Source organism: Kribbella sindirgiensis, from assembly GCF_004331435.1.
Classification (GTDB): Bacteria; Actinomycetota; Actinomycetes; order Propionibacteriales; family Kribbellaceae; genus Kribbella; species Kribbella sindirgiensis.
On record NZ_SJKA01000007.1, the window covers coordinates 347,267 to 365,701 of the forward strand.

An 18,435-nucleotide genomic window follows, 5' to 3' on the forward strand; every position below is an offset into this window, starting at 1 on the left:
GTAACGTGCTGCTTCGGATCTGGCGGGGTGGGTAACTACGTCGAGAACGACAGTGCTGACGTTATCGGTTCCCAGTAGCTGCCGGTGACATGCAGAGCTGCAAATTCTTGCTCGCGTTGCAAGATCGATGCATCCCGAAGATGTTCTGCGGCCCCTGGGCCGGTACGGTGTCCCGGTGCGAGCGATACGACGATTCTCCGTCCGCCCTGTCCTGCCCGAGCCGCTGACCGGTCTGGGCACCCTGGTGAACAACCTCCGCTGGGCCTGGCACCCGGAGACGCAGGACGTCTTCGAGGCCGTCGACCCGCAGCTGTGGCGGAGCACCGGCGGTGACCCGGTCAAGCTGCTCGGCGAGGTCCCGGCGGCCCGGCTCGACGAGCTGGCCAACGACAACGCTTTCCTGCGCCGGCTGGAACTTGCTGTAGCCGACCTGGACAGCTACGTGACCGAAGACCGGTGGTTCCAGACCGCGGGCGGCTCGCCGCTCGACGCGGTCGCCTACTTCTCGCCGGAGTTCGGCATCACCCACGTGCTGCCGCAGTACTCCGGCGGTCTCGGCATCCTTGCCGGTGACCACCTCAAGGCGGCCAGCGACCTCGCCGTACCGCTGATCGGCGTCGGCCTGCTGTACCGGCACGGTTACTTCGCGCAGTCGCTGAACGCCGAGGGCTGGCAGCAGGAGCGTTACCCCCTGGTGGACCCGGACGGGCTGCCGATCAGCCTGCTCCGGGATGGTGACGCGCCCGCGACCGTCACGCTGACGCTGCCCGGCAACCGCGAGCTGCACGCGCAGATCTGGGTCGCCCAGGTCGGCCGGGTGCCGCTGCTGATGCTCGACTCCGACATCGAGGAGAACGAGCCGTCGGAGCGCGAGGTGACCGACCGGCTGTACGGCGGTTCGACCGAGCACCGTCTGCTCCAGGAGTTGCTGCTCGGCGTCGGCGGTGTCCGCGCGGTGCGCACGTACTGCCGGATCACCGGCCACGCGGCGCCCGAGGTGTTCCACACCAACGAGGGCCACGCCGGCTTCCTCGGGATCGAGCGGATCCGCGAGCTCGCCGCCGACAAGGACCTCGACTTCGACACCGCGCTCGAGGTCAACCGCGGCGGCACGGTGTTCACCACGCACACCCCGGTCCCGGCCGGTATCGACCGGTTCCCGGTCGAGCTGATCCAGCAGCACTTCTCGCCGGACGTGTTCGGCCCGGAGGTCCCGGTCGACCGGATCCTCGAGCTCGGCGCCGAGGACTTCGAGGGCGGCGACCCGGCGCTGTTCAACATGGCGATCATGGGGCTGCGGCTGGCGCAGCGCGCGAACGGCGTGTCGAAGCTGCACGGCGTGGTCAGCCGCGGGATGTTCGCGGGACTGTGGCCGAGCTTCGACGCGGTCGACGTACCGATCACCTCGATCACGAACGGCGTGCACGCGCCGACGTGGGTGGCGCGTGAGGTGCACGACCTGACCTACGCGAACTACACCGCCGACGGCGACTCGGTGTTCGAGGGTCTGGACAAGACCACCGACGCGCAGATCTGGGAGACCAAGCGGCTGCTCCGGCAGCGGTTCATCGACGACACCCGTGCGCGGGTGCGGCAGTCCTGGATCAACCGCGGCGCCAGCGAGGCCGAGCTCGGCTGGGTCGACTCGATCCTCGACCCGGACGTCCTGACCATGGGGTTCGCCCGGCGCGTTCCGTCGTACAAGCGGCTGACGCTGATGCTGCGCGACCCGGAGCGGCTGAAGGCGCTGCTGCTGCACCCGGAGCGTCCGGTGCAGATCGTGATCGCCGGCAAGGCGCACCCGCACGACGAGGGCGGCAAGAAGCTGATCCAGGAGATGGTCCGCTTCGCCGACGACCCGGAGGTGCGGCACCGGATCGTGTTCGTGCCGGACTACGACATCGCGCTCGCGCAGCCGATGTACCCCGGCACCGACGTCTGGCTGAACAACCCGCTCCGCCCGTACGAGGCGTGCGGCACATCCGGGATGAAGGCCGCGCTGAACGGCGGCCTCAACCTGTCGATCCGCGACGGGTGGTGGGACGAGTGGTACGACGACGAGTTCGGCTGGGCGATCCCGTCCGCCGAGGGGATCGAGGACACCGACCGCCGCGACGACCTCGAGGCGCACGCGCTGTACGACCTGATCGAGAAGCAGGTCGCGCCGCGCTTCTACGACGGTGACGTGCCGACCCGCTGGATCGAGATGCTGCGGCACACGATCAAGGAGCTCGGCCCGAAGGTGCTCGCCACCCGGATGGTCAAGGACTACGTCGAGCAGCTGTACGTGCCGGCGGCGAAGTCGTCGCGGTCTTTGAACTCGACGTACGACGGCGCTCGCGAACTCGCTGCGTGGAAGCACAAGGTCCGCGCGGCGTGGCCGCAGATCCGGGTCGACCACGTGGAGCTCCAGGGCCTCGGCGACGTACCGCAGCTGGGCACGACCGTCGGGATCCGCGCGTTCGCGGCCCTCGGCGACCTCGCCCCGTCGGACATCTGCGTCGAGGTGCTGCACGGTCGTGTCGACGCCAACGACGAGATCACCGACCCGGTCCGCGCCACGCTCTCGCAGGCCGAGACGTACGAGGGCAACCGGCACCGGTACGAGGGCGAACTGAAACTGGACCGCACCGGCCCGTTCGGCTACACGGTCCGCGTCGTCCCGAACCACCCAGGCCTGGCCAGCGTCGCCGAACTCGGCCTGGCCGCCGGCCCGTCCGACCCCGACGACCCCTCGGCCCCCGACCTCCCCGCCGGCTCAGAATTCTGAGCCAACCCGAGAAAAGACACACCCCCGCCTGCCTCACCAGGCGGGGGTGTTTTGTATCGAGCCGGGGCTGTGAACAAGCACTGGGCCCGGTGCACAGGTAATAACCTGTCTCGCGCCCCCGGCGGGTGGGTTCAGGCCCGACTCCGGGCGATGCCCCAGGCAACCAGTGCGGCGGCGAGGGCTGTGAGGGTGAGGCCGGCGGCGGTGGTGGCCTGGTGGAATTGGGTGGTTTGGTGGGGGGTCCAGGTCGGGGTGGTGATGGGGCCGGTGAAGAGGGTGGCGAGGATGGTGCCGGTGATGGCGATGCCGGCGCCGGAGGTGACCTCTGTGGCGGTGTCGGTGAGGGCTGCGCCGATCGTGGTGCGGTTCTTCGGGAGGCCTCGGAGTACGTTGACTCCGGCAACGACTCCGACGACGCGCATACCGGCCGCGACCAGGACGAGTGCGATCGCGACCCAGACGTACCCGTACCGGCTGAGGGCGCCGAAGACGGCGAGCCCGAACACGACCGCCGCCGCGCTCATCCATGCGGCCCGCTCGAGGCCGACGCGTTCGACGAACGGTCTGATCAACGCGCCGCCGGCGACCAGGACCACGACCTGCGGCAGCATGCCGATCGCGGCGAGCGCGGGTGACCAACCCCAGTCGAGCTGGAGCTGCAACGTCACGAGATACCCGAGCCCGGCCGTCGCCAGACCGGCCGCCGCCTTGAACGCGAGCCCGCTCGACACCAAAGGATGCGCGACGATCCGAGGATCAAGGAGCGGGTACGTCGCTGAACGCTCGCGCAGGTAGAACAGCACGGCCCCGATCACCGCCAGCACGGAAACAGCCCACGGACTCCACGACCCGGCGCCCTCGTTGACGAACAGCGTCGGCGCGACGAGTGCCAGCACGATCGTCGCCGTACCGAGGACCGCGCCCGCGACATCGATCGGATCGCGGTGCAGCTCGTCCGGTACGTCGGGGGAGATGCCCCGCCGTACGCCGATGATCGCCAGCACCGCCACCGGTACGTTGACGAGCAGCAGCACCTGCCATGGCGCGATCGCCAGTACGAACCCGCCCGCCGTCGGACCGACCGCGAGCCCAACCAGTCCCACGGTCGAGATCAGCGTCGTCGCGCGCACCCGGAGCCCGTCGTCCTCGAACAGCCGGAAGCTCAGCGCGAGCGACCCCGGCGTCGTCATCGCGGCCGCCACGCCCATCGCGACGCGTACGGCGATCAGCTGCTCGACCGTGGTGACGAACACGGTCGCGAGGCTCGCAAAAGCTAGCAGTGCTAGCCCGGCAAGCATGATCCGCCGCCGCCCGAACCGGTCGGCGATCGCCCCGAACGCGAGCATCAGCCCGCCGAACACCACGGCGTACGCCCCGATGACCCACTGCAGCGCGGTCGTGGACGCGTGCAGCTCGCGCCCGATGGTGGGTAGCGCGACGTTCAGGATCGAGTTGTCGAGCATCTCGAACAGGAACACCGCCGACAATCCCGCCAGCGCGACCCAGGCCTCCCGCAACGACCGGGGACGGCCTGCTATGACAGTTGTCTGATCGAAGGACATGTCACTAAGTTAAGTGACTAAGCTTAGTGACAGAAGAGAGTGAGGTCACATGCCCAGAACCGCAGCCCGTGGCGGACCGCAGACGCGTGCGCGCATCTCGGACGTCGCCACCCAGTTGTTCCTGGAGCGCGGGTTCGACGCCGTGACGGTCGCCGAGGTCGCGCGGGAGGCCGGCGTGTCGAGCGTGACGGTCTTCAAGCACTTCCCGCGCAAGGAGGACCTGCTCCTCGACCGCGCCGACGACGCGATCGATCTTCTCCGTACGGCGGTGCGCTCGGGGGCGGCCGACGTACTGACGTCGCTCCGGGAGGCTGTCCTGGGCCTGGCCGACGACCGTCACGCGCTGTCGGGGCTCAAGGACGGATCGATCCCGTTCTTCGTGACGGTCGCCGCGTCGCCGGCGCTGATCGCGCGGGCCCGGGAGATCGCGGACGAGATCCAGCAGACGCTGGTCGAGGAGCTGGCCGCCGCCGACGCGTTTGACGGCGACGCCGCGCTCCTCGCCGCGTTCCTGATCTCCGGCTACACCGCGGTCCTCACCGGAACCGCCCGTCGGCTGATGGCCGGCGAAACCCCGGACGAGGTCGCCGAGGACCAGCGCGCCCGGGTCGACCACCTCTTCGACAAACTCCGCAACGGCTTCGCGGGTTAGCCGAGGTCCTTCCAAGCGAACTCTCCGCCGGCCGGTGAGGTGACGAAAGAGCGGCCGGCGAACGTCAGTCCAGGATCCGTGCGGTACAGCTCGTTGACCTCCTTGGCCGCCGCGTCGTCTCCGTTGTCGGAGGCAACCATCAGTTCGGCGATCCGATCGGTCAGCTCCACGGCGGCGCCGTCCAGCGTGTCGGACATCGCGCCCCAGTTGTCCCACAGCAGCAGCTCGTCGCCGTTCAGGTGCGCGAGCTGGTAGTGCACGTAGTTGCGAATGAACCAGCCGCCGTGCAGCTTCAGCGGTGCGTCCGGGTTGGGGTCCACACCGAAGAGATCACCGTTGAGCTCGCCGGCCCGGACTCCCCGCCAGACCTCGGCCGCCGACAGGAACGGCCCGGCCGGCATGTCCGACACATCGAAGCTGTACTGCGGTTCGGCCGGATCGAGCTCGGCGTCGATCATCACCCACCGGTCGCCGTTCCAGTACTCGGCCACCACGTGGTCGTGGTTGAAACCTTCGGCGAAGTAGCTCCCGAACCCGACCCGGCTGCGGGCCGGGATCCCCTTGTGGCGCAGCATCGACACGAACAGCAGCGTGTAGTCCCGGCAGCACCCCACGACCCGGTCGAACGGCTCCCGCGGCGCAGTGAGCTCTGTGAGCGCCGTACCGTTGCGCTTCTGGTCCGTGGCGAGGATCGCCGACACCCACCGGTTGTCGATCTCGGCGAGACGTTCGCCGGTGAACTCGATCCCGCCGGCGCGGTAGTGGATCAGCAGGTTGCGGACGACCGCGGCGATCTCGGTCACGTCGTCCGGCAGGGCGTCGAACAGTCCGGCGTAGTCGCCGGGATCGCTGAAGCGCGTCTGACTCGCGTAGTCCATCAAAGGGTCCTCTCAAGAATGGGCAGTGCGATGTCAACGGCAGGTTCGTCGCGGGGGAGGAGGTGGCAGTCCGGGCGGTAGACCTCCCGCGGCGGACCTGCTTCGGGGCTTCCGGATGCTCGCACCCAGTCGAAGACGAGGTCGTACGCGAGCATGATCCGCGGGTAGGCGCACTCGTCCATCGTGATCGTGCAGTACGCCTCCCGGTGCGCCGGCTCCACCCGGATCCCGATCCGGCCGGCCGGGTCCACCAGACCCTCGAACGGCACGCACACCTCGACCGTCGCCTCACCCTCGGGTGTCACCGCGCCGTGGTAGATCACCCACGACCCGACGTCCGCGGTCGCACCGGCGGCCCGCAGGTACGACGTGAGCTCGTCGGTGCACGTCACGATCACCCCGATCAGCATCTGCTGGTTGGTGTCGGCGCGGATCGACGCGATCTTCGTCGCCGGAACGTCCCGGGCGTGCACCGGTCGCGGCGGGAGCCCTGTCGTACCCGAGCGCGACAGCCGGTCCCGCAGGTACTGCAACGTCGCCCGCCGGGACGCCGTGGTCGCTTCCTCGGCGGCCCACCACCGGTCGAGCCGGATCAACGCGTCCTCGTCCGTCCCGGTCAGGACCTCGGCGATCGTGGTCAGCGGCATGTCCAACTGCCGCAGCACACTGATCCGTCGCGCCCGCTCCAACTGCTCTTCGTCGTATAAGCGGTACCCGTTCGCCGGGTCCACCTGCGCCGGTGCCAGCAGCCCCGACACGTCGTACAACCGCAGTGCTTTGTGCGAAAGCCCGGCCCTCCGCCCGAACTCACTGATCGTCAACACCGGACCATCACACCCCCTGCCCTTGGGGCAGAGTAAAGGGGAACGGCTTGATGTCAGGCTCCACCCATCCGGTCCGCGCGGCCGGCGACGCGAGCGCGCGTGAGCTGTAGAAGCGCAGCAGCAGCCGTTTGTCCAGCAGTCCTGGGTTCAGCCGCACCAACTCGTCGAAGCTCTCGGCCTCGGGCATGTGGTACGCCGTCAGCTCGACCCATGCCCTGCTGACCGTGGCGTTGTACTTCTGCGGCGCCCCGGCGTACCGGGCCGTCTTCTGGATCCCGTCGCTGATCAACTCCACCGCACCGGCCGTCCCACACCGCCGTACGGCGAGCCACGTCAGCCGAACGTGCTCCCGATGCCCGAACCGCTCGGCGGTCGACATCAACTCACTCATCAGCTCGTCGAAGACGTTCACAACGCCCGAGCCTCCACCGAATCGGCAGGAACCGCCAGCGCATGGGTGAAGGCATGCCGATGCACCGCGAGCGCGGTGGGCGGGGATCCAGGCGTGGCTCCGGCCGCGGTCGGGCCCCGCGTGGCGATGTCCGAACGGCCGTCCTGATGCTGCTCGCCGAGGAGCCGATGCACGGCTACCAGTTGATGCAGGCCATCGCCGACCGCAGCGACGGGCGCTGGACCCTCAGCCCTGGCGCGATCTACCCGACCATCAACCAACTGGAAGACGAGGGCCTGGTCACCGTGACCGCCGAGGCCGGCCGCAAGCTCGTCACCCTGACCGACGCCGGCCGCGAGTACGTCGAGACGCGCCGCGAGACGTCGGTCGACCCGTTCGCCGGTTTCGCGAGCACCGAGCCTGGGACCGACCTGCGCGCGCTGCTCGAGGAGCTGCACTCAGCGACTCGGCAAGTGGCCCGCGGCGGGTCGGAGGAGCAGCGCACCGCAGCCGCCAAGATCCTCGCCGAGGCTCGCCGCTCGCTGTACCTGCTGCTCGCCGACGCACCCGTGCTCCCGAAGGCTCCCGAAGCCTGAGACCTGCGTCACGCAGGGGAACGTCCCGACCGAACGGCTCCTCTTCGGGGATGCCGCAGGAGAGCAGCAAGACGCTCTGGACCGGCTACAGGAGCTTCTCAGGGAGCGCAGCCAGTAGGGCGTCGGCGTGACGGCGGTAGCCGAGGTTGTTGGGGTGGAAGGCGTCTGGGGCGAGCATGCCGCGCCACGGCGGCCGGGCGTAGCGGGACACCTCGGCAACCGGGAGGCCACGCGAGGTGGCTGAGTTGCTGATCAGCTGGTTGATTCCCGAGACATACGGGCTGACAGCTCCACCGACCCGCCAGAGGCGGTCTGGAACGGTCAGGTCCATGACGACCGAGGAAGAGGGCAGCCGGTCGATCATCTGCCGCAGGTGGTCGCGGAAACGCCTTGGCGGTGTCGCGAGGATGTCGTTGTTGCCGATGCCGCAGGTGACCAGTGCCGGCGTCAGACCGTCCAGCAACGGCAGCTGATCCTCCAGCACGTGCCGCGTCTGCGCACCGGACCGCGACAGGTTCAGTACTCGCCACGGCGTCCCCTTCCGGCGCAGGGCGTTCAGCACCTGGCCGACGTACCCGTGCAGCGGCGACGAGGCGCCGAGGCCCTGTGCGGTGGAGTCGCCGAGGACGACCCAGAGCGGTCCGTCGGCTTTGAGAGCAGCAGTGTTCTGCCCAGTCCAGTACTCCGCGTACGTGCGCGCCTGTACGTCGACGTACGCGACGCCGTCGACCCAGCGCTGGATCGCGAGCCGCGAACTGGTCCGCTCGGCCTCACCCCAGCGCATGATCGCGCGGTGCAGCGCTCCGATCGGTGTCATCGGTCCCCCCAGTACATGAACAGCAGGTGACCGCCGAATGTACAGGTGGAAGGTTAACGACCTCAGAGAGCGCGCAGCAGCACCAAACAGCGTGGAGCGAGCGGTACCGTCGCACCGGCCTCCACCTCGGTCACCATGCTCTTGCTGGTGTCCAGCACCACCTCGTACGCAGGTGCCCACGACGCATCCGGTACGACGACGTTCCGCGTTTCCGCTGTCGCGTTGAGAGCGAGCAGGAACGAGCTGTCGGTCAGGGCGTTGCCCTCAGCGTCGGTGGCCCGCAACGCGTCCCCGCGCAGGAACATGCCGATCGTCCGCAGGTTCCCGTCGAACCAGTCCGCGTCGGTCATCTCCCCGCCGTGCGGTGCGATCCACGACAGGTCCTTCCGGCCACCGGACACGACAGGCTGCCCGGAGAAGTAGTGCCACTGCCGCAGCGCCGGATGCGCGGCGCGCAGGGCCAGCAGCTTCTTCGTCAGCTCCAGGTGATCGGACCACGCCGCCGGTAGCGACCAGTCGAACCAGGAGATCTCGCTGTCCTGGCAGTACGCGTTGTTGTTGCCGCCCTGCGTCCGCCCGCACTCGTCCCCGGCGGTGATCATCGGCACGCCGGTGGACAGGATCAGCGTCGACATCAGGTTCGCCATCTGCTGCTTGCGCAACGCGATCACGCCGGCGTCGTCGGTCTCGCCCTCGACGCCGCAGTTCCAGGACCGGTTGTCGTCGGTCCCGTCCCGGTTGTCCTCGTGGTTCGCCTCGTTGTGCTTGTGGTCGTAGCTGACCAGGTCCCGCAGCGTGAACCCGTCGTGCGCGGTGACGAAGTTGATCGACGCGTACGGGTAGCGCCCGTCGTCGCCGTACAGGTCGCTGGACCCCGACAGCCGGTAGGCGAGGTCCTTCACGCCGTCGGAGGTGTTGCGCCAGACGTCGCGGACGCTGTCGCGGAACTTACCGTTCCACTCCGACCACGGCGGCCCGAAGTTGCCCACCTGGTAGCCGAACGGGCCGATGTCCCACGGTTCGGAGATCAGCTTTACCCGGCCGAGTACCGGGTCGGCCGCGACCTCGGCGAGGAACGGGTGGTCGGGGATGTCGACCTCGTGCCGCTCGTTGCGCACCAGCGTCACGGCGAGGTCGAACCGGAACCCGTCGACGCCCATCTCCTCGACCCAGTACCGCAGCGAGTCCATCAGCAGCCGCCGGACGTGCGGGTGCGAGGTGTCGACCGAGTTGCCGGTGCCCGTCACGTCGTACATCGCGGCGCCGTGACCGTCACCGTGGGTCAGCCGGTAGTAGGCGCGGTTGTCGATCCCGCGGAAGCTCAGCGTCGGTCCGTCGAAGCCGCCCTCGGCGGTGTGGTTGTAGACCACGTCGAGGATCACTTCGATGCCCGCGGCATGGAACGCGGCGACCATCGCCTTGAACTCGGCCACCTGCTCACCGCGGGTCCCGGACGACGAGTACGGCGCGTGCGGCGCGAAGAAACCGAGCGTGTTGTAGCCCCAGTAGTTCGGCAGGCCGCGCGCCGCGATCGCGGGCTCGGTGAGGAAGTGGTGGATCGGCAACAGTTCCACCGACGTCACTCCGAGCTCGGTCAGATACCTGATCACCGACGGATGCGCGAGACCGGCGTACGTGCCGCGCTGGTGCTCGGGTACGTCGGGGTGCAGCTTGGTGAACCCCTTCGTGTGCAGCTCGTAGATGACCGTCTCGCCCCAGTGCACCGGCTTGCTGATCGGCGGCGGCGGCGCGGAGTCGGCGACCACCACGCCCACCGGGACATGTCCGGCCGAGTCGCCGTCGGAGGAGTCGTAGATGAGCGGACTGGCGAAGTCGAGCGAGCCGTCCACGGCCCGCGCGTACGGGTCGAGCAGCAGCTTCGACGGGTTGAAGCGCAGACCGTGTGAAGGGTCGAACGGACCGTGCACGCGGTACCCGTACCGCTGGCCGGCGCCGACACCCGGAACGAACCCGGTCCAGAACTCGCCGGTGTGCGTCAGGTCCAGGTTCCGCTGGCTGCCGTCGTCCGCGACCAGGGCCAGCTCGACCCGTTCCGCGGCCGGGGCCCACAGCGTGAAGGTGGTCCCATCGGTCTGGACCACTGCCCCTGGGCGCGGACCGGTCTCGGGGGACGAACCCGGAGCGCTCAGGGCGGCGGTCGCTTCTTTCACCGGCTCATTCTGCACAGACAGGGCGCATCTCACGATAGTGAGGTGGTTTTGTTCGTGAGACGGTAGTTGCGAACGCCTGTGCGCAGTGATACGCAAGGACCGTTACTAATTTACCCACCCCCAGGGGAACACATGTCGGAAGAGTTGGCCGGTCTGACCGTCGGTCTGATCGGCGCGGGCAACATCTCGCGCATCCACGCCGCGTCCTGGAAGGCCGTCGGCGCTCGCGTCCTGGTCTATTCCCTCGAGGGCGCCGAGGAACTCGCGCAGGAGTACGGGCTGGAGGTCGTGGCGACGCGGGACGAGCTGCTGGCCGCAGCTGAGTTCGTCGACATCGTCACGCCGTCGGCGACCCACAAGGAGATCACGCTGGCCGCGATCGCGGCGGGCAAGAACGTGATCTGCGAGAAGCCGCTGACGCTCACGGCGGCCGACTCGCACGAGGTGATCGACGCGGCCGCGGCGGCCGGCGTCCGGTTGTACCCGGCGCACGTGGTGCGATGGTTCCCGGCGTACAAGGCGGCGTACGACGCGATCCAGGCCGGGCGGATCGGTGAGGTCGCGGTGGCGCGGTTCTACCGTCAGGCGTCGTCGCCGGCGGGTGCGGGCTGGTACCGCGACGTGGCCCGGTCCGGTGGCGTGATCATGGACCTGATGGTGCACGACCTCGACCAGGCGCGCTGGCTGTGCGGCGAGGTCACCACGGTGTACGCCGTACAGAACCCGCCGACCGTCGACGGTGTCAGTCCTGTCAACGTGGCGGCGCACGTGACGCTGACGCACGAGTCCGGTGCGATCAGCCACTGCCGCGCGACCTGGGGCGCGACCGGTACGACGTTCCAGACCGGCTTCTCGGTCGCGGGCGCGACCGGCGTACTCAAGTTCAAGTCCGACGGCGACACGGGCTACAAGGAAGAGCTGCAGAACGGCGGCTCCGCGGGTGACCTACTGATTCCCGAGTCGGCGCTGGGCGAGAGCCCGTACCTGACGCAGCTGCGGGAGTTCGCGATCGGTCTGCGGGGTGGACCGGAGCCGCGCGTACTCGCGTCGGACGGTGTGACCGCGGTCTACCTGGCCGAGGCGGCGCGCGCGTCGATGGAGTCCGGTCAGCCGATCGACATGAAGACCTTCGTCTCGACGGGAGCAGTGGCATGACGCTGAAGGTTGCGATCGCTTCGTTCGCGCACGTCCACGCGGGTTCGTACGCGCACCTGCTCTCGACGCTGCCCGACATCGACGTACTGTCCGCGGACCCCGACGGCGCCGGCGCGCCGGACCCCGGTCCGCGCGGTGCCGAGTTCGCCGCGCAGTTCGGCATCCCGTACGTCGACTCGTACGACGAGCTGTTCGCGTGGGGACCCGACGCGGTCGTGGTGACGTCCGAGAACTCGGGCCACCGCGAACTGGTCGAGCGGGCCGCCGCCGTCGGGGCGCACGTCCTGTGCGAGAAGCCCTTGGCGACCGAGGTCGCGGACGGCGAGGCCATGCTCGCGGCGTGCGAGGCGGCCGGGACGATCCTGATGATCGCGTACCCGGTCCGGTTCGCGCCGGCGTACGCGCAGCTGCGGGCGAACGTGGAGGCCGGCCGGCTCGGTGACGTGTTCGCGATCCTCGGCACCAACAACGGGAAGATCCCGTACGCCGCCCGCCAGTGGTTCACCGACGCGAAACTGGCCGGCGGGGGAGCGCTCGTCGACCACACCGTGCACTGCGCGGACCTGATCGACGGGCTGACCGGTGGCGCGTCCGCCACCCGCGTGTACGCCGCCGCGAACCGGATCCTGCACCAGGACAAGGGGGTGGAGGTGGAGACGGGCGGTCTGGTGACGATCAACTACGACAACGGGCTGCTGGCAACCATCGACTGCTCCTGGAGCGTTCCGGACAACGGCCCGACCTGGGGCGGTGTGTCGCTGCAGGTGACCGGTACGAACGGGTCCGTGGAGATCGAGCCGTTCGTCGCGCACGTCGGCGGCACCGACGCCGGGGGCGAGGTCTTCCTCGCGATCGGCGGCAACCTGGACGCGTCGCTGCTCGACACGTTCCTGGACGCCGTCCGCACCTCCGGCCCGGCGCAGCCCGGCCAGGCGCCGGCCGTCGTACCGCAACCGGACGGTGCCGTCGGCCTCCGCACGCTGAAGATCGTCGACGCCGCCCGCCGCTCCGCGGCCTCCGGCCATGCAGTGGACGTGTAGCACTCACTAACCCGTCCGGACGGCCGTCGCTCACGCTCAGCGGCGGCCGTCCGGCCCGTTCACACGGGGTTTGATGAGTGGTGGGCGTCCGCATCCGGTACCGTTCCCGGGGATGTGACCCGTGGGTAGGCGCACAGGTGAAGGAGTGGACGCATGGGCGAGTTCGTCAATCTGACCGTGAGTGACGGCGTCGGCACGATCCGGCTGGATCGGCCGAAGATGAACGCGCTGAACGTCCAGGTCCAGGAGGAGATCCGGGCCGCCGCGCTCGAGGCGACGGCCGACGACGCCGTTCGCGCCGTGGTGATCTACGGCGGCGAGCGGGTGTTCGCGGCCGGTGCGGACATCAAGGAGATGGCCGACATGTCGTACGCCGACATGGCCAAGCGCTCCGGTCCGCTGCAGTCCTCGCTCAGCGCGGTCGCCGCGATCCCGAAGCCGACGGTCGCCGCGATCACCGGGTACGCGCTCGGCGGCGGCTGTGAGCTCGCGCTCTGCGCCGACTACCGGATCGCCGCCGAGGACGCCAAGCTCGGCCAGCCGGAGATCCTGCTCGGCATCATCCCGGGCGCCGGCGGCACCCAGCGGCTGTCCCGCCTGGTCGGCCCGTCGAAGGCCAAGGACCTGATCTACACCGGTCGCTTCGTGGACGCCGAGGAGTCGCTGCGGATCGGCCTCGTCGACAAGGTGGTCCCGGCCGCCGACGTGTACGACGCGGCCGTTGCCTGGGCGTCGCAGTTCTCCCGCGGCGCGGCGATGGCGCTGCGCGCGGCGAAGGAGTCGATCGACTCCGGGCTGGGCGTCGACCTGACCACCGGGCTGGAGATCGAGCGCCAGCAGTTCGCGGCGCTGTTCGCCACCGAGGACCGCGCGATCGGGATGAAGTCCTTCGTCGAGAACGGCCCCGGTAAGGCCGAGTTCAAGGGAATCTGATGTCTGCTACCTCTAAGCCCGCCGCGTCTGCCGAAGAAGTCGAGGCGGCCTGGAACGACAACAAGCTCGCCCAGGTGCTGTACCACGACTGGGAAGCGTCGACGTACGACGAGAAGTGGTCGATCTCGTACGACGAACGCTGTGTCGACTACGCCCGGGACCGCTTCGTCGCGGTCGCCGGGTCGCGCGGCTGGCCGTACGGCAAGACGCTCGAGATCGGCGCCGGCACCGGCTTCTTCACGCTGAACCTCAAGCTGGCCGGCGTTCTCGACGAGGCGCACGTCACCGACCTCTCGCCCGGCATGGTCGAGGCTGCGAAGAAGAACGCGAAGACCCTCGGGTTCGCGATCGAGGGCAAGGTCGCCGACGCCGAGAAACTGCCGTACGACGACGACACCTTCGACCTCGTGATCGGGCACGCGGTCATCCACCACATCCCGGACGTCGAGCTGGCGTTCCGCGAGATGCTCCGCGTCCTCAAGCCGGGCGGGCGCTTCGTGATCTGCGGCGAGCCCACGCGGTACGGCGACTTCGTGGCCCGGCGGCTGTCCCGGTTCACCTGGTGGGCGACCACCAACGTGACCAAGTTGCCCGCGCTCGCGCACTGGCGGCGGCCGCAGGAGGAACTCGACGAGTCGTCGCGGGCGGCCGCGCTCGAAGCGGTCGTGGACCTGCACACGTTCGACCCGGACACGCTGGCGCGGATGGCCTCGCGCGCCGGCGCCGATCAGGTGAAGACTGTCACCGAGGAGTTGCTGGCCGCGTGGGTCGGGTGGCCGATCCGCACGTTCGAGGCCGCCGTACCGGAGCAGAAGCTCGGGTTCGGGTGGCGGATGTTCGCGTACAAGTCGTGGCTGCAGCTGTCGAAGGTGGACAAGGCGTTGTCGTCGGTCGTCCCGGACGAGCTGTACTACAACGTCTCGATCACTGGGGTTGCCGGCAAGTAGTAGGACAAGCAGTAGGGTGTGTCGATGCGGTTGCTGTCCGTGGCGAATCTGCGCTGGGTGGTGCGCCATCGGGCGTGGACGCCGTACTACCTGAAGCGCTACTGGCGGTTCGCCTGGTTCAAGCTGCGGCACCCGCAGGTGGTCACCGAGGGTTTCGTGTTCCTCGGCAAGCATCTGGAGATCGTGGCCCGGCCCGGTCACGGGCGGATCGTGCTCGGCAAGTGGGTGCATCTGGGTGACGAGACCCGGCTGCGCGCGCACGAGGGGACGCTGCGGATCGGCGACAAGGTGGTGTTCGCCCGCGACGTCACGGTGAACTGCTACCTGGACATCGAGATCGGTGCGTCGACACTGATCGCGGACTGGACCTACATCTGCGACTTCGACCACAAGACCGAGGACCTGGACCTGCCGATCAAGGACCAGGGGCTGGTGAAGTCGCCGGTCCGGATCGGTCCGGACTGCTGGCTGGCCACGAAGGTCACGGTCACCCGGGGCGCCGATATCGGCCGCGGGGTGGTGATCGGCGCCAACAGCGTTGCCCGCGGCAACATCCCGGCGTACGCGATCGCGGCCGGCGTACCGGCCAAGGTCCTCAGCGACCGTGCCGAGCGGTACGAGGCCAACGCCGAGCGCCGCCGGTACCTGGCCGGCCTGGCCGCGGCGAACGACCGGACCGCCGATCTGCTGCGGTCCGGCGAGCCGCCTCCGCCCGAGAAGCCGGCTGCTCCCGAAAAGCCCGCTGCACCTTCCCGGAGCGTGGCGCGCGGCGATGCGGGCGGTGATGAGGTAGAAGCAGATGGTGAAAAAGAGAGCGTGAGGGGTTCTCAAGTTACTCACCAGTCGGGCACTATGGCCCCCACATCCGGTCGGACGCCCACGACCTGATGAGCAGCTGAAGAGCATTCGGAGAGGAGAAGTAGCGTGGCGGACCGGATCGGGGCCGATCACGGTGCCCGGTCGTCGCTCGATCAGGCCGCGGCGGACGGTTCGATCACGCAGGCGAGGACCCGCGCGGTCGACCCGGTGCCGATCGTGACCGAGCCACTGGTAGCTCGCAGCGCTACGTTGGAACCAGTGCTTGAAACGAACGAGTCAGACATGGGCGTGAACACCAGCGTGAACCCGGAAGCACAGGCAGTGGACGGCACAGCGGACGGCACAGCGGACGGCAGTACGGCAGCGGCACCGGTTGCGGGCGCGCGCCGCCGGTTGTCGCCACGCCCGGTCCCGGTCAGCCGGCGGAGGAGACCGCCGGCCGCGGTGGCCACAGACGAGGAACGCACCCCGGCTGAGGAGATGGACGACGTGGGTACGCAGGACGAGAAGGCTGAATCGAACCCGGCCGCCGAAGCCGGCAAGGCGGAGACCACTCCGGCCACCGAGACCGGCACGGGCGGTCCGGGGACGGCGACCGCGACGAAGACTGCCCGGCCGAAGACGGCGGCGGAGATCGTGGCGGAGCAGCGGGCCCGGGAGAAGGCCGCGGCCGAGACCCCGGCGACGGACGCGGCCGGCTCGGAGGACGCCGCGCCCGGTCGACCGGACGGCACCGCGACATCCGCAGCGACATCCGCCGCGACGGATGCAGGAAAGGACGCGGGAACCGGTGCGGCCGACAAGCCGGCCGCCGCTGCCGCGGGTACGCCGGCCGGGAAGCCAACCGGTGCCTCGGGCAACAAACCGGCGGCGAAGAGCTCGTCGGGACCCGGGATGGGCAAGCAGGCGCTGACCTCGGTCGGTTCCGGTGTCCGGAAGCTGCGCAACCTGATCGCGTCGCTGATCTGGCTGGCCGCGGTGCTCGCGGCCGCGGTGCTCGCGCTCGGTGCGCTGTTCACGGCGCTCGACCAGACCAACCAGAGCAATGAGATCGTGCGCTGGATCCTGGAGCGCGGGCACGACCTGGTCGGCCCGTTCAAGGACCTGTTCCGGCTGGAGACCGCGAAGAACACCCTCCTGGTGAACTGGGGGATCGCGGCGCTGGTCTACCTGATCGCCGGCAAGATCGTCGAGAAGATCGTCCGGCCCTAGCTCGTCGGCCCGATTTCTTCGGCCTAGTTCTTCGGCTGGGCCACCAGGATCAGATCAAGAGATTCGTCCAGGTTTCCTGGGCGGATCTCGAAGTCGGCGTACGTCGTAGCGCGCACGAGCCCGGCCAGGTTGTCGTCCCACTGGTCGTGCTCGGCGGCGAGCTGTGCGTCGACACAGGATCCGTGCCGGGTCTCCCACGACGTGAGCCGGGCGCCGTGGTGGAGTCCGAGCTGGTGCGTGATCTCGAAGTGCGGCTCGAGCAGTTCGACGAACTCGGCGGCGGTGAGTTCGCGCGTGTGGTACCAGTTCCCGCTCGGGAAGGTCAGGCGGTTCGGCGTACTCAGGACCAGGGTCCCGCCCGGCGCGAGAATGCGCGCGCACTCGGCGGCGAACCGCGGCTGCTCCCAGAGGTGCTCGATCGTCTGCAGTGACGTGACGGTCGTGAAAGCCTTGTCCTTGAAGGGTGTCCGGACGAGATTGCCGCGCGCGGGATTGACCTGTGGGTAAACGCGGCGGACGTGCCGCAACGTCGTATCTTCATAGTCGAGACCGGTCACTGTGTTGCCCCGGCCCGCGCCGGCGAGCCGGAGCAGTTCCGCGCCGTAGCCCTCGCCGCAGCCGGCGTCGAGGATCCGGCCGGTCCCGATCGGCAGATGGGCCGTGATCCAGCGATAGGCGGCGTCGTGGCGCGCGAACCAATAGTTCTCGTGCCAGATCCCGGGCGCGGTCCTCTCACCGGTCAGCGGTAACGTCTCGGTCACCTGCGTCAGACTAGTCGGACTCGAGACTGTGATGGGACTCGCACCGGGGTTATGTTTCTCGCGAGTAACATCCGTGGCAGGCTTGGCAGAGACCGTTAACCAGAAGGGGTCCCACACGCTATGAAGATCGTCGTCTGCGCGAAGTTCGTGCCGGATGCCACCGCGGACCGCCGCTTCCGCTCGGAGGACAACACGGTGGACCGTGCGGGTGTCGACGGGCTGCTGTCCGAGCTGGACGAGTATGCCGTCGAGACCGCGCTCACTGTCAAGGAGGCCGGAGACGCCGAAGTGACTGTTCTCACGGTCGGTCCGGAGCAGGCCGCGGACGCGGTGAAGAAGGGCCTGCAGATGGGCGCCGATGCCGGTGTTCACGTGCTCGACGACGCGATCCACGGTTCGGACGCGGTCGCCACCTCGCTGATCCTGTCCAAGGCGTTGGGCAAGCTGGAGGCGGACCTGGTCGTGTTCGGCATGGGGTCGACCGACGGCGGCATGGGTGTCGTCCCGGCGATGGTGTCGGAGCGGCTCGGGCTGCCGGCCGTGACGCTGGGCTCGGAGGTGACCGTCGACGGGCAGACCGTGCGGATCCGCCGGGACGGTGACACCGCGAGCGAGACGATCGAGGGCACGCTGCCGCTGGTGCTGTCGGTGTCCGACCAGGCGAACGAGCCGCGGTACCCGTCGTTCAAGGGGATCATGGCCGCGAAGAAGAAGCCGGTCGAGACCTGGTCGCTGGCCGACCTCGAGCTGACCGCGGAGCAGGTGGGCGGCTCGTCGGCGTGGACCGAGGTGGTCGAGGTGACCGCCCGTCCGGCGCGGACCGCCGGCACGATCGTCACCGACGAGGACGGCAGCGGCGCCGCCGGCCTGGTCGAGTTCCTGTCCACGAACAAGTTCCTCTGAGGGG

At 69.0% G+C, this 18,435-nt stretch carries 17 protein-coding genes; 10 read left to right on the forward strand and 7 right to left on the reverse strand.

The window, feature by feature from the left end; all coding sequences use genetic code 11:
- The first annotated feature begins 175 nt into the window (after positions 1 to 175).
- Positions 176 to 2,770 carry an alpha-glucan family phosphorylase gene (gene glgP / locus E0H50_RS22185; RefSeq protein ID WP_131291576.1) on the forward strand — a complete coding sequence of 865 codons (2,595 nt, stop codon included), beginning with the start codon at positions 176 to 178 and terminating at the stop codon, positions 2,768 to 2,770.
- Between the two features lie 131 nt (positions 2,771 to 2,901).
- On the opposite strand, the gene E0H50_RS22190 is transcribed toward glgP, so the two are convergent.
- The gene (locus E0H50_RS22190) at positions 2,902 to 4,332 is read right to left on the reverse strand and encodes an MFS transporter (protein WP_131291578.1); all 1,431 of its coding nucleotides are present in this window, start codon (positions 4,330 to 4,332) and stop codon (positions 2,902 to 2,904) included.
- Between the two features lie 49 nt (positions 4,333 to 4,381).
- On the opposite strand from E0H50_RS22190, the gene E0H50_RS22195 reads away from it, so the two are divergent.
- Entirely contained in the window at positions 4,382 to 4,984 is a 603-nt protein-coding gene (locus E0H50_RS22195; RefSeq protein WP_131291580.1) for a TetR/AcrR family transcriptional regulator, read from the forward strand.
- On the opposite strand, the gene E0H50_RS22200 is transcribed toward E0H50_RS22195, so the two are convergent.
- Genes E0H50_RS22200 through E0H50_RS22210 form a run of 3 tightly spaced genes read right to left on the reverse strand, consistent with a single transcriptional unit; the run spans position 4,981 to position 7,098 of the window.
- A complete protein-coding gene (locus E0H50_RS22200; protein ID WP_131291582.1) occupies positions 4,981 to 5,862 on the reverse strand; it encodes a transglutaminase-like domain-containing protein in 882 nt (293 codons plus the stop codon). The genes E0H50_RS22195 and E0H50_RS22200 overlap by 4 nt on opposite strands.
- Positions 5,862 to 6,683 carry a MerR family transcriptional regulator gene (locus E0H50_RS22205; RefSeq protein WP_238151140.1) on the reverse strand — a complete coding sequence of 274 codons (822 nt, stop codon included), beginning with the start codon at positions 6,681 to 6,683 and terminating at the stop codon, positions 5,862 to 5,864. The genes E0H50_RS22200 and E0H50_RS22205 overlap by 1 nt, the downstream gene beginning before the upstream one ends.
- Before the next feature lie 10 nt (positions 6,684 to 6,693).
- Positions 6,694 to 7,098 (reverse strand): hypothetical protein, encoded by a 405-nt coding sequence (locus E0H50_RS22210; protein ID WP_202868269.1) that lies wholly within the window; start codon positions 7,096 to 7,098, stop codon positions 6,694 to 6,696.
- A gap of 53 nt (positions 7,099 to 7,151) precedes the next feature.
- On the opposite strand from E0H50_RS22210, the gene E0H50_RS22215 reads away from it, so the two are divergent.
- Complete coding sequence (locus E0H50_RS22215) at positions 7,152 to 7,673, forward strand: PadR family transcriptional regulator (protein WP_202868270.1); 522 nt, start codon at positions 7,152 to 7,154, stop codon at positions 7,671 to 7,673.
- An 85-nt stretch (positions 7,674 to 7,758) separates the two neighbouring features.
- On the opposite strand, the gene E0H50_RS22220 is transcribed toward E0H50_RS22215, so the two are convergent.
- Positions 7,759 to 8,490 (reverse strand): SGNH/GDSL hydrolase family protein, encoded by a 732-nt coding sequence (locus tag E0H50_RS22220; protein ID WP_131291588.1) that lies wholly within the window; start codon positions 8,488 to 8,490, stop codon positions 7,759 to 7,761.
- A 62-nt stretch (positions 8,491 to 8,552) separates the two neighbouring features.
- Positions 8,553 to 10,640: a glycogen debranching protein GlgX gene (gene glgX, locus E0H50_RS22225; protein WP_420323255.1), complete on the reverse strand. Its 2,088-nt coding sequence runs from the start codon at positions 10,638 to 10,640 to the stop codon at positions 8,553 to 8,555.
- 153 nt (positions 10,641 to 10,793) lie between these two features.
- Here glgX and E0H50_RS22230 point away from each other — a divergent pair, with 153 nt between their 5' ends.
- From E0H50_RS22230 to E0H50_RS22255, 6 genes are all read left to right on the forward strand, one after another.
- Positions 10,794 to 11,816: a Gfo/Idh/MocA family protein gene (locus tag E0H50_RS22230; RefSeq protein WP_131291592.1), complete on the forward strand. Its 1,023-nt coding sequence runs from the start codon at positions 10,794 to 10,796 to the stop codon at positions 11,814 to 11,816.
- The gene (locus E0H50_RS22235) at positions 11,813 to 12,856 is read left to right on the forward strand and encodes a Gfo/Idh/MocA family protein (RefSeq protein WP_131291594.1); all 1,044 of its coding nucleotides are present in this window, start codon (positions 11,813 to 11,815) and stop codon (positions 12,854 to 12,856) included. The genes E0H50_RS22230 and E0H50_RS22235 overlap by 4 nt, the downstream gene beginning before the upstream one ends.
- Before the next feature lie 153 nt (positions 12,857 to 13,009).
- Positions 13,010 to 13,789 carry an enoyl-CoA hydratase/isomerase family protein gene (locus E0H50_RS22240; protein ID WP_131291596.1) on the forward strand — a complete coding sequence of 260 codons (780 nt, stop codon included), beginning with the start codon at positions 13,010 to 13,012 and terminating at the stop codon, positions 13,787 to 13,789.
- Positions 13,789 to 14,736, forward strand: a complete 948-nt coding sequence (locus E0H50_RS22245) for a class I SAM-dependent methyltransferase (protein ID WP_131291599.1) — start codon at positions 13,789 to 13,791, stop codon at positions 14,734 to 14,736. Before E0H50_RS22240 ends, E0H50_RS22245 begins: the two co-directional genes overlap by 1 nt.
- A 24-nt stretch (positions 14,737 to 14,760) precedes the next feature.
- Positions 14,761 to 15,624, forward strand: coding sequence for an acyltransferase (locus E0H50_RS22250; RefSeq protein WP_131291601.1), 864 nt, complete (start codon positions 14,761 to 14,763; stop codon positions 15,622 to 15,624).
- Positions 15,625 to 15,660: 36 nt separating this feature from the next.
- Positions 15,661 to 16,767 carry a hypothetical protein gene (locus E0H50_RS22255; RefSeq protein ID WP_131291603.1) on the forward strand — a complete coding sequence of 369 codons (1,107 nt, stop codon included), beginning with the start codon at positions 15,661 to 15,663 and terminating at the stop codon, positions 16,765 to 16,767.
- A gap of 23 nt (positions 16,768 to 16,790) precedes the next feature.
- Here E0H50_RS22255 and E0H50_RS22260 read toward each other — a convergent pair whose 3' ends face one another.
- Positions 16,791 to 17,528, reverse strand: a complete 738-nt coding sequence (locus E0H50_RS22260) for a class I SAM-dependent methyltransferase (RefSeq protein ID WP_131291605.1) — start codon at positions 17,526 to 17,528, stop codon at positions 16,791 to 16,793.
- A gap of 120 nt (positions 17,529 to 17,648) precedes the next feature.
- Between E0H50_RS22260 and E0H50_RS22265 the strand changes: the two genes are divergently transcribed.
- Positions 17,649 to 18,431, forward strand: coding sequence for an electron transfer flavoprotein subunit beta/FixA family protein (locus E0H50_RS22265; protein WP_131291607.1), 783 nt, complete (start codon positions 17,649 to 17,651; stop codon positions 18,429 to 18,431).
- The last annotated feature ends 4 nt before the right edge of the window (positions 18,432 to 18,435 follow it).